Source organism: uncultured Roseobacter sp., assembly GCF_947493125.1.
In the GTDB taxonomy this organism is placed as follows: Bacteria; Pseudomonadota; Alphaproteobacteria; order Rhodobacterales; family Rhodobacteraceae; genus Roseobacter.
In genome coordinates this window covers 131798-147495 of the sequence record NZ_CANLQB010000005.1, presented here as the reverse complement: position 1 = coordinate 147495, position 15698 = coordinate 131798, and the positions used below count along the sequence as shown (strand labels likewise).

The following is a 15698-nucleotide window of genomic DNA, read 5'->3' as shown; positions in this document are numbered from 1 at the left end:
GAGGCCGCCGATGACCGCGGCCTGACGCCGGTGCGGGCTGGCCGCTCAGCTCACATAGGAGCGCAAGACAGACCGCGTCCCATCCTGCCAGACCCGGCGCAGCGCCTGCTCGAAGGGCGCGCAAAAGCGCGGATCCTCCGCCAGATCAGCGTAGAGCGCGAGCCACGCCCTGGGGTCCGTGCGGGCCTCTGTCGCCGCCGCATGCAAAACGTCCCATTCGGGATCGTTTGGCGCAATCTCACTGCCGTCCTCCCGGAGGCCGGCGCACATCCGCGCCCAAAGCGCCTCTGCCAAGGCGAGACCCTCCACCCGATGCCCGGCCGTCAGAGCATCGCGAATGATGGGATGCAGAAACCCGCGGTGACGGGACAGGCCGTCGAACGCCACGCGTCGGGTGGTGTCGCGGATTTGCGGATTTGCGAAACGGCGCGTGATCAGCGTCACGTACTCTTCCGCCGTCATCCCGGCCACCGCGGTCACATGCGGCGCGATTTCCGCCCGCTGGACCTGAGCAAAGAACGCCGCGATATCGGCATCCGCCATGCAATCCGCAATCGTCGCAATCGACAGAAGCTCCCCCGCATTGGCCAACAGCTGATGACCTGCGTTCAACATGCGGATCTTCATGGATTCGTAGGGGACCACGTCATCGGTGAACACCGCGCCCACCTGGTCCCAGTCCGGGCGCCCGGCACAGAAGTGATCCTCGATTACCCATTGGCGAAAGTTCTCATGGGTGACGGGGGCAGCGTCGTCGATCCCGGAGGCCCGTACCCGGGCCAGCTCATCCGGGCCCGTCGCCGGAACGATGCAGTCGACCATGGAGTTCGGAAAGGCGCACTCCGCCTCGATCCAGTCGGCCAGTGCCGGATCCATTACCCGCGCCAGCGAGACAACCAGGTCCCGCGTGATATCGCCGTTGCCCTGCAGATTGTCACAGCTCTGCACGGTGAAGGGCCCATGCCCCGCCAAGCGCCGCGCCCGCAGACCGGCGATGATCGCCCCGAATGCCGTGCGAGGCGTCGCCGGATGGGCAATGTCATGCAACAGCTCCGGATGGTCCAGATCCGGGCCGCCTGTGTCCTGCGCAATGAAGTAGCCGCCTTCGGTGACGGTCAGCGAAACGATCCGGATGGCCGGGTCCGACAGGCAGGCGATCAGCGGGGCATTGTCCTCCGCCACGGGCAGGAAATCGATCATCGCCCCCGTGACTTCGATACGTGTACCCTCCGGGTCGAGCTCGATGAGGGTGGTCAGATGGTCCTGCGCCTCGAGCCGCGCGCGCATCTGCGCGTCACCCGACCGCACGCCTGCGCCGACAATCGCCCAGTCCTGCGCAAGGCCCTGTTGCATCAGCCGATGCAGGTACCACGCCTGATGCGCGCGGTGGAAGTTTCCGAGCCCGATGTGAACGATCCCGGCGCGCAGCGCAGACCGGTCGTAGGTCGGACGCTGGATCGCGGCAGGCAAGTCATTCAGCGTCGCGTTGGAAAGCGGGATCAGTTGGTCGGTCTCAGACATCTCGTTCATCAGCTCATCCAGTTTCCGCCATCCACATTGTCGGTCTGCGCGACGATATACTCTGCCGCCTCGGCGCGACCTAGGTCGATATCTCCAATCGCGACCTGCGCGCCCTCGGCAAGATAGGCCTTGGAAAAGGCCAATCCGATCCCGCGCGCCCCACCCGTGATCAGAGCCGACTGTCCGGCCAGCCGCGTCATGACATACGCAACCCTTGCGCATCGAACCGGTGGATGACGTCAGCCCGCGGCGTCAGATGCACGCGATCTCCATGCCGGAAGCCGACCTCGCCATCGGCGCGCACCGTGATCGCCTCGGCGAGACCGGTGTCGTGAATGTGAAAGAAGGTGTCAGAGCCCAGATGCTCCGACACACCGACAACCCCCGACCACGGCCCCTCGGTCTCAGAGACGGCAATATGCTCCGGGCGAACCCCGATGGTGTGCGCGCCATGCTTCTCGGCCTCGGGCCCTTCGATGAAGTTCATCCGCGGCGATCCGATGAACCCCGCCACGAAGAGATTGCGCGGCGCGCGGTAGAGATCCAGCGGCGAGCCCACTTGCTCGATCACCCCGGCCTGCAACACGACGATCTTGTCGGCCATGGTCATCGCCTCGACCTGGTCGTGCGTGACATAGATCATCGTGGTCTCCAGCCGCTTGTGCAGCTCGCTGATCTCCAGACGCATGCCGACCCGCAGGGCCGCGTCGAGGTTGGAGAGCGGCTCGTCGAAGAGAAAGGCCGCAGGCTCCCGCACGATGGCGCGCCCGATGGCGACCCGTTGCCGCTGCCCGCCGGACAACTGCCCCGGCCGCCGATCTAGATAATCGGCCAGGTTCAGGATCTGCGCAGCCCCCGTCACACGCCGGTCGATCTCCGCCTGATCCAGCTGGGCCATGCGCAGCGGGAAGGCGATGTTCTTGCGCACCGACATATGCGGATAAAGCGCGTAAGACTGGAACACCATGGCCAGCCCGCGCTTGGCCGGGGGCACCTCGGTGGCATCCGAGCCGTCGATGCTGATGACACCCGAGGAGATATCCTCCAGCCCCGCAATCAGCCGCAGCAGAGTGGATTTCCCGCAGCCCGAGGGGCCGACGAAGACCGTGAACTCGCCATCCTCGATGGTCAGATCCAGCGGCGGGATGACTTCGACATCACCAAAGCTCTTGGTCACTTTTTGGAGTTGAATGTGTCCCATGATCAGGCTCCCTCATTCACTGGATTACTTGACGGCGCCAAAGGTCAGACCTCGGACGAGTTGTTTCTGGCTGAACCAGCCAAGGATCAGGATCGGCGCGATGGCCATCGTCGAGGCGGCGCTCAGCTTGGCAAAGAAGAGACCCTCGGGGCTCGAATAGCTGGCGATGAAGGCCGTCAGCGGTGCGGCATCCACCGCCGTGAGGTTCAGCGTCCAGAAGGCCTCGTTCCACGCCAGGATGAAGTTGAGCAGCAGGGTCGAGGCAATGCCCGGCACCGCCATCGGCGTCAGGATATAGAGCAGCTCTTCCTTCAGGCCGGCACCATCCATCCGCGCCGCTTCGAGGATCTCCCCCGGGATCTCGCGGAAATAGGTATAGAGCATCCAGACGATGATCGGCAGGTTGATCAGCATCAGGATCACCACCAGCGCGGCCCGGTTGTCGAGCAATCCCAGCTGAATGCACAGCAGGTAGATCGGGTAGAGCACGCCCACCGCAGGCAGCATCTTGGTGGACAGCATCCACAGCAGGATGTCCTTGGTGCGCTTGGACGGCACAAAGGCCATGGACCAGGCGGCGGGGATCGCGATGATGATCCCCAGAATGGTCGACCCGCCGGCGATGATCACCGAATTCCACAGGAACCGCATATAGTTGGAGCGCTCCTGCACGACGGCGTAGTTTTCCAGCGTCCAGTCAAAGGCGAGAAAGATCGGCGGGCTTGCGATGGCCTGCGCCTCGGTCTTGAAACTGGTCAGGATGGTCCAGAGGATCGGAAAGAAGATCAGCAGGCCAATCCCCCAGGTCACGGTGGTGTTGATCACTTTGCGGGGTGTGGTGACAGCGCGTGCCATGACAGCTCCTCCCTACCGGTCTAGGTTTTTGCCGACGATGCGCATCAGGAAGATGGCAACGATATTGGCCAGAATGATCGCATAGACCCCACCGGCGGAGCCCAGCCCCACGTTCTGGCTTTCCAGCACGCGCTGGAAGATCAGATAGGTCAGCGTGCGGGTGCCGAAGGCGCCACCGGTCGTCACGAAGATCTCGGCGAAGATCGACAGCAGAAAGATCGTCTGGATCAGGATCACGATGGTGATCGCGCGGCTCAAATGCGGCAGGATGATGAACCAGAAACGCTTGTGCGCCGGCGCGCCATCCATCTCCGCGGCCTCCAGCTGTTCACTGTCCAGCGACTGGATCGCGGTCAGAAGGATCAGCGTCGCAAAGGGCAGCCACTGCCAGGAGACAATCATCACAATCGAGGACATCGAGGCCTCGGACAGCCAGGACACCGGCTCAGCCCCGAAAAACCGCCACAGATGGGCAAAGAGACCGTTCACCGGGTCCATGAACATGTTCTTCCACACCAGCGCCGACACCGTCGGCATCACGAAGAACGGGGCGATGACCAGGATGCGCACGACCCCCTGCCCCCACATCGGCTGATCCAGCAACATCGCCAGGCAGATCCCCAGCGCCACCGTGATCAACAGGACTCCGCCGACAATCAGCAGCGTGGTTTGCACCGCAGGCCAGAACGCACTGGAGGACACGAAACGGACGTAGTTCTCGAACCCGACCCAGCCCTGGTCGCCGCCCCGCAGGGGCAGATAGCGTTTGAACGAGAAGTAGAGCGTCATCGTCAGCGGCACGAGCATCCAACCGAGGAGCAGGATCACCGCGGGGGCCATCATCACGCGTGCAGCGGATCGGGAGTGTTGGGTCGCCATCGGGCATGCCTCCTCTGGTCAGGTCGTTGCAGCCGTCGGAAAAGACGGGGACGTATGGAAGAGAGGGGTGTTGCGGGGGGCAGCCGGGCCGCCCGCCCGCGTGAAATAGAAGCTTAGTAGCCTGCCGCTTCCATTTCCTCGGTCGTGATCGCCTGCGCTTTGGCCAGCGCTTCATCGACCGTCTGCTGACCAGCATAAACCGCCGAGAATTCCTGGCTCACCTGCGTGGCAATGCCCGCAAATTCAGGAATGGCCGCGAACTGGATGCCCACATAGGGGGTCGGCTCGACCGTGGAGTCGTTCGGGTCTGCCGACAGGATCGAATCCAGCGTCTTCTGCGCGAAGGGCACCTTCTGGTACTCGGGGTTCTCGTACAGCGACTTCCGCGCGCCCGGAGGCACATTGGCCCAGCCTTCGTTGGCCGCCACCAGCTCGATGTAGTCTTTCGAGGTGGCCCATTCGATGAACTGCTTGGCTTCAGCCTCTTTCTGCGTGCCGGCCGGCACGGCCAGAGCCCAGGCCCAGAGCCAGTTCGAGCGTTTGCCCAAGCCGGTGTCAGGCGCCAGCGCAAATCCGACGCTGTCGGCCACCGTGCTGTCGTCCGGGTTCGTCACAAAGGAGGCCGCAACCGTCGCGTCGATCCACATGCCGCATTTGCCCTGCTGGAACAGGTTGAGGTTCTCGTTGAACCCGTTGGTGGCATAGCCTGTCGGGCCGCTCTCGTTCATCATGCCGACAAAGAACTCCAGCGTGTCTTTCCACGGCTGCGTGTCGAACTGGGGCGTCCAGTTTTCATCGAACCAGCGTGCACCGAAGGAGTTTGACATCGCCGTGATGAAGGCCCCGCCTTCACCCCAGCCCGCCTTGCCGCGCAGGCAGATGCCGTTGATCTCATTGTCGCGGTCGGTCATCGCCGCGGCGGCTTCCCGCACGAACTCCCAGGTGGGCGCGTCCGGCATTTCCAGCCCGGCCTTCTCCATCAGGTCAGTGCGGTACATGATCATGGAGCTTTCGCCGTAGAAAGGCGCGGCATAAAGCGTGCCCTCATGGCTCAGGCCACCGGCCATCGCGGGCAGAAGATCGTCCACGTCGTACTCGGCGGACAGATCGTCCAGCGGCACAAGCCAGCCGTTGGCACCCCAGATCGGCGTCTCATACATACCGATGGTCATGATATCGAACTGACCGCCCTTGGTGGTGATATCGGTGGTCACGCGCTGACGCAGGACGTTCTCTTCCAGCGTGACCCACTCCACGCCGATCCCGGTCTGCTCGGTGAAATTGTCGGTGTAGCCCTGCATGCGGATCATGTCGCCGTTGTTCACGGTGGCGATGGTGATCGTGGTGTCGGCGAAAGCTGCTGTGCCTGCGAGCACGGCAAGGGCGCTCGCCGCACCAAGTGCGGTTCTTATAGACATCCGAATCCTCCCTAGCTGGATGTTATGCAAGCCAGACTAGCCGATTAAAAATTCGGGCGTCAACAAAAAATTTTACGCGCGACAAAATTAAGTCAGGCCGACTGCCGCATCACCAACCGGCCCTCGAACAGGGTTTTGGCCGCATCGACGGCGCCTCCGTCGATCACCTGCATCAGAATTTCCAGCGATTTCGCCGAGATCGACTCGTAGTCCTGCGCCACGGTCGTGAGCGGCGGACAGGTAAAGCGCGAGAAGGGGTGATCGTCCTGTCCGGCAACGCGGATCGCGCAGCCCGGTGTCATGCCGACGCGGATCTGCTGCTCATAACAGGCCGACAGCAGCCCGATCGCCAGACGGTCATTGCTGCACAGAATGGTGTTGGTGGCGAAGGCGTTGGAGGCCAGGGCCGCACCCCCGTAGGTGTAGCCGATCTCTTCGAACGCCCAGCCGATCCCCTCGATCTTCACGATCTGGGGTGTCTGCCCGAAATGCGCCATCGCCTGCAGATAGGCCTCGCGCCGCTTGTTGGCATTGGGGTTCGCCGGGGTCTTCATCTCCATGAAGCACGGCGGTTCGCCACTGCGGCACAGATAGTCCACGATCTGCAGCGCCAGGTTCGGATTGTCCGAGCCGATGAAGGCCAGCCCCACATCGTCCAAAGCACTGTCAAACAGCACCGTTGGCACATCCTTGCAGAACTTCTCGATCTCGGCACGGTTCGACACCCGCCCCAGCGGGGCCAGCAACACCCCCGCGGGCTTCAGCCGGCGCAGGTTGCTCAGAATGCCGACCTCCAGATCCGGCTGCCCATGAGACGAATACAACGTCGGCTGAAACCCGGCGGCGAGGCAGCGCTGCTCCAGGTTCCGCGCGATCTCCGCAAAGAACGGATCGGCCAGATAGGGCACCACGATCCCGATGTTCTTGGTCAGTTTGCGGTTCTGGTTGATCGCAAAGATATTCGGCTGATAGTCGTACTGCTCCAACGCCCGCTCGATCTGGGCGCGGATCTTCGGCCGCACACTGCTCGGGTCGTGAAAATATTTCGACACCGTCGGACGCGACACACCGCTCAGCGTCGCAAATTCCTCCATGTTCCGTATTCTGACCATTTCGCTTCCTTGACATGTTACCAAACAGTCATGACAGGCCGCGATGTGTCAATCCGTAACTTTTACGCGCGGTAACTTCTCTGTGAAAATTCGCGCAGGCTGTAAAGAATTCCCATCCGGAAGGTCGGGCCGCCAAGGGGGCGCACCCGTCAGGACAGCGTCTGCAGCCCCTCACCCGCGACCAGCTGCCCGCGGTGCCGGAACTGAGACGGCGTCATGCCGACGTTCTGCTTGAACGCGCGGTAGAACACGGACCGCGAGTTGAACCCCACGTCGAAGGTGATCGTCAGGATCGGAGCCGATGTCCCGACCAGCTGCCCTTTTGCATCCTCGATCCGAAACCCGTTCACATAGTCAAAGAAGTTCTGCCCCAGATGATCGTTCAGCGCCTGCGAGACATAATGCCGCTTCGCCCCGACCTTCTCCGCCAGATCCCAGAGTGACAGATCCGGGTCGCGGTAGAGCGTATCGGCGCGCATCACGGCCTCGATCTTCGCCGCGATCCGCGCCAGGTGCCGCTCGTCCAACCCCGAGTGGCCGTATTTCCGCCCGTCCGGCGCCGGTTCGCTCTCCTCCTCCCGCCGTGGCCGCGGCGGCACCATGCCGGGCCGTTGGCGCACCCCCCAGATGGCGATGGTCCACAACAGCGCCATCTGTGCCGTCGCCTCCGCGTAAAAGGACACCTCAGGGGTCAGCGCCCCGACCGCCACACCGGCCCCCTCCAACAGGATGGCAAAGAGGTTGACGCTCCAGAAGACGGCGACCACCGCTGTCAGACACCAGATCCAGCGCAGCTCCCGGCCCTCCGTACTGGCATAAAGCGCCTTCAACTGGGTCCGGTAAGACAGCAGCCGGCGGATGGTCAGCACCGCATAGAACGGCACCAGCGCATAGAACACCCCGGTCGCGCCCCACAACAGCCCCACGGTGGCGGGCAGCAACGCCGCGGCGCGGGATCCTTCGCCAAGACTGAGCGAGGCCGCCTGCTGCGCCAGCACCGCGCCATAAACGAGGCAACCGAAGATCACCGGCGCCAGATGCCACCAGCGCCGGATTGGCGCGTCCGCCCGCGTCGGATCCGCCGTGAGCCGGCGCACGTAAAGCCACAACAGAAACGGTTGCACCATGCTCAGCGGCACTTCGGCCAGATCGAGGCTGAGGCCGAGCAGCGGCATTGGCGCGGCCAGCAACAGATGCTCCACCGGCAGCGCGGTCAGCCGCAGGGTGTTGGACAGAAAGAACAGCCCCAACGGCAGGCGCACCGCCCGGTTGGGCCCCGGCAACAGCAGCAGATGCGTACAGAAGGCCGACACCATCAACAGCCCCACCGCCAGCGCCAGCCGCCAGGTCTCAAGGTCGGTGGGTGCCGCTGTCATATCCAATCTCAAACCAACCCCGAAGGGCCCGCAGGATGCGCGCGGCACCCCCTGCGGGCATACAGACGTCGGACGCTTCCGGTCAGAACAGGAAGGCGTCCTCCGTCAGCTCTGTAAGCGATACGCCGATCAGATCAATCTCATTCTCGCCATAGACGATCTGCACGCCGCAGCGCCCCGTGCCGGTGATCTCCAGATCGTCATACCTCAAACCGGTGGCCGAGAAGTCCAGACTGTCGGCCTGCGGATCGAAGTCGTAAATCCGGTCATGCCCGGCGTCGCTCCGAAAGACGAACACATCCGCGCCCTGCCCGCCCGACATCCGGTCGGCACCCTGCCCGCCGTCCAGCGTGTCATCCCCGCCCCCGGCGGAGAGCCGGTCGTCGCCCGCACCGCCTGTGAGCAGGTCATCGCCACGACCGCCCGACAGGTAATCGCGCCCCGCGCCACCGTCGAGCGTGTCCTGACCGCGTCCGCCCCTCAGGAAATCCGCCTCCGCGCCGCCATCCAACCGGTCATCCCCGGCCCGGCCCAGAAGCACATCCCGCCCGTCGCCGCCCAGCATCCTGTCGTCGCCGAAGCCACCGCGCAGGTGGTCGTTGCCGCCCAGCCCCAGCATCTGGTTGTCAGCCCAGGCCGCATCGGGGGCGGATCGCAGGATGTCGACTGCATCGCGCCCGTCCCCACCGACCCACAGGGTCGAGCCATCCGCGAACCTGAACCGCGCCGTGTCGAGGTCTTCGAGCGCGCCATCAAAGCTCAGCTGCGCGCCGTCCAGCGCCAGCGTCGTTTGCGGCTCACCCGCCACATCGACCTCTTCGCCCAGCGTGACCTCCGCCGCCGTCCCGGCAATCTCGAAGCTGTCGTCACCGGGGTCGAAGCTCGCCCAATGCGCATCATCGAAGACCGCGGCGAAGGCCTCCAGCAGCAGATCGATCGGCTCCGCGCCGGAGTGCGAGGCCGCGACCGAGACGATGGTGCCGCTCTGCACATGCACGAAGGTCGCCGATTTGGTGCCCAGTGTCCCGCCCTGGAACCCGATCAGCTGCTGACCAAACACAATGCCAGACGACAGGCCGAGGCTTTCGCCATTGAGGGACGCTGTGCCGTCCGGCGCGCGAAAATCCAGCATCTGCGCCAACTGCTCCGGCGGCAACAGGGTCTTCGAGATCAGCAGCGCATCGAGAAAGCGCACCATATCGCCGGTGGTCGAGACCACACCGCCCGCCGCGCCGAAATCGAGCGGCGCCTGCGTCACGTCGATCACCTGGCCCGGCACAAGTTCCGCGTAGGAGCTCAGCATCTCCGCCGATCCGCTGTGCGGCGCAAGGCGCGTGGCCGCCATACCGCTGGGCGCGAAGATCCTGTCGTCCAGCAGCTGGCTGAAGGTCTGCCCGCTCAGCGTTTCCACCAGCGTCTGCAGCAGCAGGAAGTTGGTGTTCGAATAGGCATACTCCGTCCCCGGCGCAAAGGACGCAGGCGCGCCCCGCGCGAACTCCAGCAGCGCATCGGGGCCCATGGGCTGCGTCGGATCCGCGATCAGGGCTTCGAGGAAGGCGGGCGCGCCACCGGCGCCAGGGATGGTGTCGAAATCAGGGATGCCCGACCGGTTCGCCAGAAGCTCCCGCACCGTCACCGTCTCGACATTCGCGATACCGGCGAGATCGGAGATGTCCATCTGGGCGCTCAGCGGCAGATCGAGGTCCAGCGCCCCCTCCGCCGCCAGATCCAGGACAATCACACCGGTCATCATCTTGGTCTGCGATCCGATCTGGAACTGGCTGTCCGTCTGCACCGGCCTGCCGGTGGCGATATCACTGACCCCGCGGGCCTCGGTGACAGAGAGACCGTCGCGGAAGATCTCCATGAGAACGGCGGGCGCGGGTGTGCCGCCCATGAAGGCATCGATCACGGCACGGGGGGCCGCTTGCAGGGCAGAAGGGTCGAAAAAAGACATGAGTTAGGTCCTTGGTAAATGCAGGTGGAAACGGGCACAGCGCCCGAGGGCCCACATGCCCGGTCCCGCACGCCAAGGCGTCCGTCTGGATCGGTCAGGACAGATTTTTCAGGTGGGGCCGGCACTTCCCCCTGCGACCACCATACACAGAGGGGGATTGGAGGGAGCATTCACCCCGCGCAACGCCGCCACGTCCCAGACGCCGATGCCGCGGCACGACCACTGCAGCCCCGGCCCGCGATCATAGCCGATGGTCAAGACAGTTGGCGCCGACACCAAAATCGGTACCACGCCCCACTCGTCGATGCCTGCCTTCCGTCGTCAGAGGCGCGCAGTGCTGATCGGGGCGCCACCGCGCTTCGGGAGCCGCCCGGGTCATCCGGGCGGGGGCCGCGGGCGGGCCGGCGGGTCAAGCCCCGCCGGCCCGCCCGCGGATGCTAAGCCCAAAGCTCATCGACAAAGAAAAAGGTCTCGCCCAGCACCACATCCGCCACATCGGCGCCCCGCAGGATGGCAATCTCCTCGCCATCGACCGAAAGCATCACGCCCACCGCACCCGCTGCAAGGCCCACCTGCGCCCCGGCTCCGAAGCCGATCAGATGCAGTTGATCCGTGCTGCTGTCGAAATCCCTGACCAGATCGACACCGGTCTCGGCGAAACCAAAGACGAAGGTGTCAGCGCCTAGCCCACCCTCGAGCACATCCGGACCGTCACCGCCCGACAGGATGTCATCCCCCTGCCCGCCGTGAAGCGTATCGGACCCGTGTTCGCCTTGCATGGTGTCATGGCCATGGCCTCCGACCATCTCGTCATCGCCGATCCCTCCGGCAGCCAGGTCATCGCCGCTGCCACCACGGACCATGTCATCGCCAGCGCCACCGCTGAGCGTGTCGTCGTCGCCACCGCCGAAGAGCGTATCCGCGCCCTCCCCTCCGTCGAGCACATCGTTGTCGCGCCCGCCGCGCAGCAGATCGTCGCCCTCACCGCCCCGCAGCGTGTCTTCACCGCGATTGCCAATGAGACTGTCATCGCCGAGGCCCCCCTCCAGCAGGTCACGCCCGTTGCGCCCACCCAGCCGGTCGTCACCCGATCCGCCTTCGACATGATCCGAACCCAAACGCCCGGCCACGCGGTCGTCACCGGCGCCCGCTATGATCAAGCCACCCTGCGCCTCGGCGGCGATCCCATCATCACCACCGCGCGTGAACAGCGCCTCCCATCGGACCTCGGCCTGCGCTGCCACCTGCTTGCCGACCTCCAGACCATTGAGATTGCCATCCTGAATGTGGATGCCCCCATAGAGCCGCGAGATCCCCGCCTCCTCCGCCGCCTCGGTCAGGGTCTCCCATTGCAGCACGACGGGCGGCCCGGCGCCGAACTCCTCAAAGACCAGCTCGCTGGTTTCATAGCGGCCCAAAAGATCAATGCCGGGCACGCCGTCGAGGTCGTAATTGCTGAGCGAGGCGCCATCATAGTAGGCGTCCGAACCGACAAAACTCGCAATCGTCCGCGCCGCCGCCATCGAAAACGTCGAGTGCCCCGAGACATACTCCGGGAAGGGCGGTGTGACGAAGGTGACGTTCTGATAGGGTTGCCAGTCCTGACCCAGAATGGTCTGCCTGCCCTGGTTGACCCCGCCCCAGGCCTCGATCTGCTGATCATAAAAGAGATCGCGGATCGCAGACTGCGGGCGCACGTAATCATAGGTGTATTTCGCCTCCCAGGTCGCGATGCCCGCGTCAAAGACGGCTGCATTCAATGCAAAGAACAGCTTGGCATCCTCGTCGATGCCATGCCCGTCACGCAGCGCGATGTCCTGGGCGATCTGGTTCCAGTGACCGGGAGGCGACTCGGTGCGCGGACCATCGGCCCACAGCTCGGCAATGACCTTCTGCGCATCGGTCAGATTGGCCGAGACCGCGATCACCTCCGCGATCTGGTCGCGGTAGGCCTGATCGTTGGTGGTGACGGTGCCGGTGCCGTCCACATAGGGTGAGAAATCACCAAGCTGCGGCGGCGCATCCGGGCGGAACTGATCGCCTGAGCTCAGCGCGAAACTGTCCACCGATCCCCAGTGCGGCGTCAGCGCGACCTGATCCACGTAACTGGCCGGATCGTCATTATCGACAATCGGGACACCATTGGCATCCGTCACCGTGCCCGTCGGCACCCGCAAGGGCTGCCAGTGGTTGGGGTCAAAGTCATCCCCTCCGGGCGCGCGCCCGCTTGCGGGGTCGGCGGAGTTGATCGGCACATAGCCGCTGGTATCGGCGAAGTCATTATTCGCATTGGCCCCATCCTCGGCCCGCGCGGCAAAGACATTCTGCGCCGCCAGCGCGCCCAGCCCGGCGGCCCTGCCGGTCCCCGGCACCGCGTCCGCCGGGTCATAGCCCAGATCCGCCATGAAGTCGTCGAACCTGTCGCTCTCATCCGGAAAGAGCGCGCTCAAGGCGACATAGGCCGCAAAGCTCACCGCTTCGGCCTTGTTGGCCTCCGTCGCGGCCAGCCCGGTGTCGATCTCCGAGTAGTAACCATAGGCCTCCGGATCGAAGGCGGCCCAGGCGTCGTAGACGGCAGAACTCACCAGATGCAGCTGATAGGTCGTCGCGGTGGGCTTAGCGCCGCCTTCGCGAATGGCCTCAAGCATCACCTCGTTCCACTGCGCGACAAGAGATTGCTGCTGAACAGTCATAATAACAACTCCAATAGAATAGCCTTGTTTTCAAATGTGCCTGAACCCTATGGCAGAGCCGAGCAGATCCAAAGAGTTTTGTTTTAATTCAGCATCTTAACTCAACTCCAGATAGAAGTAGCACCCATAATCTGGGCATATGGTGCACCATGACGCTGCACTGCCAGAGGCCGCAACTACGCCCCGCTCTTGCGCATATCTCACGCCTTATATCCCTCAACCGCACCGACAGGCTCTGGCCCCTCTCAGACCTGGCTTTGAGGATAACGCGATCCGCATTAGGCTCTGTGTTGATTAAACGTTGATTCCATCGGTTGCAGATTGCGCGCGGGGGCACGCCGAATGCGGACATGGTCGTTCATTCCTTCGGAAAACCGCCTTGAGACGGAGGAAGAAATCGCCCATCTGACGGGCAAGGCCAGCGCCGTGCTGCGCTATCTGCTGCAGAACCAGGGCGCGGTGGTCTCGCGCGACGAAATCCACAAGGCGATCTGGCAGGACGTGCATGTCACCCCCGATCTGGTGCGTGAGTACATCTTCGACATCCGCCAGGCGCTCGGCGATGACGCAAGCAACCCGCGCTATATCGAGACCATCCGCGGCAAAGGCTTCCGGCTGCTCGGCGGTGTGGAAGTGCACCGCAACCGGACCGGCGACGCACCGGGCATCCGCCGCCCGCGCATCGCCGTGCTGCGGCCCGACTGCCTTGAAGGTGGCCCGCGCTGGCAGCGCTTTGCCGATGGCATGGCCGACGAGCTGATCACCGATCTGGCGCGCTTCAGCGATCTCGCCGTGATCGCGCGCATCTCCTCATTCGCCGCCGACAAGTCGAACTCCATCCTCGATGTGGTCGACCAGCTCGATGCCGATTACGTGGTTGAGAGCAGCCTCTCGGCCTGGTCCGATCACCTGAAGGCACAGTTCCAGCTGATCGACGGGCGCAACGGGCTGCACGTCTGGGCCGAGAGCATCGAGCGCCCGATCACCTCCATGCCCAAGCTCTCCGGCGACATCGCTCTCAGCGTAGCCAACCACATCGGCGGCACGGCGGGGGCCATCATGCGCGCCGAGCAACGCTTTGCCGTCCGCCGCCCGCTCTCCGAGCTCACCGCCTACGAACACTACGTCATGGCCTGCCATCTGGAGGAACACTACGATCAGGTCTCGATGCAAACCGGGCTCAAGCACGCCGAGACGGTTATCGAGATGGACCCGGAGTTCGCGCGTGGCCACCTGATGCGCGCCATGTTCTGCGACCGGGGCGAGGCGGTCTCGACCAGCCGCAGCCAGGCGGAATGGGTGGCGGAAACCGCGCTCTCTGCCGAAAGTGCGCTGAAGATCGACGGGCGCGATCCGCTGATCCTCTCCGAATGCGCCCGCGCCTTTGCCAACACCGGGCGCGCAGCCCAGGGCCGCGACGCGGCCGTGCGGGCCGCCGATTACGCCGAAAACGACGCGCATGCCGCCCTCAACACAGCCTCCTCGTTGACGCTTGTTGCGGGCGAATTCGACCTGGCGGATCACATGCTCGACACGGCGTTTTCGCTGTGCCCGCTGCCGCCGGCCTTCTACGCCTTTGCCAAAGGCCGCAACCTGCTGTTCTCGGGCCGCTACGCGGAGGCCGAAGAGGTCGCCGCCACCGGGCCTGACTACGAATCGACCTATGTGATCCGTGTGCTGTCGCAAGCCCTGCAGAACAAATCCGAGGCCGCCCGCGAAACACTGCAGGTGTTGCGCGCAAAATACCCCCATTTCAGGTTTGATAAATATCCCAAGAACATGGGCATGGTGGCCGAGGCCACGCTTGCAACCTACAACGACGCCGTCGCCCGGCTGGGCGTCGACTAGCGTCTAGCGGTTCCCCTCGATCAGCTGCACCGGCCCCGCCCGCAGCAACAGCAGATCGGCCCAGAACCACAGCAGGAAGCAGACGATCATCGTCGCGGGCAGCGCCACGTCGGCCAGGGACCCGCTGGTGTCGAGCAGCGCCACCGCCAGCGCCGCGATGGACGGCCCCCGGCTCACGATCACCGCCATGCGACAGGCCCCATCCAGCAGACCCCTGCCCGGAACCGGCATCGTGGGCAGGACAGCCGTGCCGAGCTTGCCGCCCGCCAGCAGCACACCCGCCAGCAGCGCCAGCGCCGTATCCCCCATCCACACCAGCGCAACCGTCAGCAGGATCGCCGCAAGGCCCGAAATCAGGTCTCCCAGCTGCACCAGCCGCGGCTGCGTTCCCGACGGCTCAGACCAGCCCCGGTGGTAGAGACCACCCGCCAGAATAAAAAGCACCATGGACCCCGTCAGCCACAGCGCGCCGGGGCTGCCGGCAAAATAGGCGACAACCGCCGCGCCGACCCCGGCCTCGCCGCGCATCTGCACCCACTGCATGATCACGCCCGCACAGAGCGCCAGCACGTTGCCGATGTTGTAAAGCACGCCCGGCCCCGGTGAGCGGACCCGCCGCCACTGCCCCGCAACGGGTGCCCCACCGCCCGCAGGGCGCCGGTCAAAGGAGGACTTCCCCAGATGGCTGCACAAGGCTCTACCCTCCAAATCACTTTCTGAAAAAGCAGCGCATAGCCGGTCAGCCAGCGCATGGAGGAAGCCTATCGCCGGGGCTGGGGGCCCGTCCGATGACTCTTTGTTGATTCAGCGGTATCGCCGCATCATCAAGGGGTTACGC

The 15698-nt window shown here is 64.3% G+C and carries 11 protein-coding genes and 1 pseudogene; 1 reads left to right on the top strand and 11 read right to left on the bottom strand.

Annotated elements, in window-relative coordinates; genetic code table 11:
• Positions 1–45: 45 nt before the first annotated feature.
• From Q1A71_RS12160 to Q1A71_RS12115, 10 genes and pseudogenes are all read right to left on the bottom strand, one after another.
• Positions 46–1530 (bottom strand): mannitol dehydrogenase family protein, encoded by a 1485-nt coding sequence (locus tag Q1A71_RS12160; RefSeq protein WP_299676135.1) that lies wholly within the window; start codon positions 1528–1530, stop codon positions 46–48.
• Between the two features lie 62 nt (positions 1531–1592).
• Positions 1593–1721, bottom strand: a pseudogene (locus Q1A71_RS12155) (SDR family NAD(P)-dependent oxidoreductase); the annotation flags it as partial.
• Positions 1718–2722: an ABC transporter ATP-binding protein gene (locus tag Q1A71_RS12150; RefSeq protein ID WP_299676132.1), complete on the bottom strand. Its 1005-nt coding sequence runs from the start codon at positions 2720–2722 to the stop codon at positions 1718–1720. The gene Q1A71_RS12150 and the pseudogene Q1A71_RS12155, both read right to left, overlap by 4 nt.
• Before the next feature lie 24 nt (positions 2723–2746).
• The gene (locus Q1A71_RS12145) at positions 2747–3577 is read right to left on the bottom strand and encodes a carbohydrate ABC transporter permease (RefSeq protein WP_299676129.1); all 831 of its coding nucleotides are present in this window, start codon (positions 3575–3577) and stop codon (positions 2747–2749) included.
• Positions 3578–3589: 12 nt separating this feature from the next.
• Positions 3590–4456, bottom strand: coding sequence for a sugar ABC transporter permease (locus Q1A71_RS12140; RefSeq protein ID WP_299676126.1), 867 nt, complete (start codon positions 4454–4456; stop codon positions 3590–3592).
• 113 nt (positions 4457–4569) lie between these two features.
• Positions 4570–5874, bottom strand: a complete 1305-nt coding sequence (locus Q1A71_RS12135; RefSeq protein ID WP_299676123.1) for a sugar ABC transporter substrate-binding protein — start codon at positions 5872–5874, stop codon at positions 4570–4572.
• A 92-nt stretch (positions 5875–5966) separates the two neighbouring features.
• Positions 5967–6986: a LacI family DNA-binding transcriptional regulator gene (locus Q1A71_RS12130; protein ID WP_299676120.1), complete on the bottom strand. Its 1020-nt coding sequence runs from the start codon at positions 6984–6986 to the stop codon at positions 5967–5969.
• A 149-nt stretch (positions 6987–7135) separates the two neighbouring features.
• A complete protein-coding gene (locus Q1A71_RS12125; protein WP_299676117.1) occupies positions 7136–8362 on the bottom strand; it encodes a helix-turn-helix transcriptional regulator in 1227 nt (408 codons plus the stop codon).
• An 82-nt stretch (positions 8363–8444) separates the two neighbouring features.
• On the bottom strand, positions 8445–10319 hold the full coding sequence (locus Q1A71_RS12120; RefSeq protein WP_299676114.1) for a serine hydrolase: 1875 nt from the start codon (positions 10317–10319) through the stop codon (positions 8445–8447).
• A 437-nt stretch (positions 10320–10756) separates the two neighbouring features.
• Positions 10757–13012: a DUF6851 domain-containing protein gene (locus Q1A71_RS12115; protein ID WP_299676111.1), complete on the bottom strand. Its 2256-nt coding sequence runs from the start codon at positions 13010–13012 to the stop codon at positions 10757–10759.
• Between the two features lie 342 nt (positions 13013–13354).
• On the opposite strand from Q1A71_RS12115, the gene Q1A71_RS12110 reads away from it, so the two are divergent.
• Positions 13355–14860: a winged helix-turn-helix domain-containing protein gene (locus Q1A71_RS12110; protein ID WP_299676108.1), complete on the top strand. Its 1506-nt coding sequence runs from the start codon at positions 13355–13357 to the stop codon at positions 14858–14860.
• A 3-nt stretch (positions 14861–14863) separates the two neighbouring features.
• Here Q1A71_RS12110 and Q1A71_RS12105 read toward each other — a convergent pair whose 3' ends face one another.
• The gene (locus Q1A71_RS12105; protein WP_299676105.1) at positions 14864–15553 is read right to left on the bottom strand and encodes a hypothetical protein; all 690 of its coding nucleotides are present in this window, start codon (positions 15551–15553) and stop codon (positions 14864–14866) included.
• Positions 15554–15698: the final 145 nt, after the last annotated feature.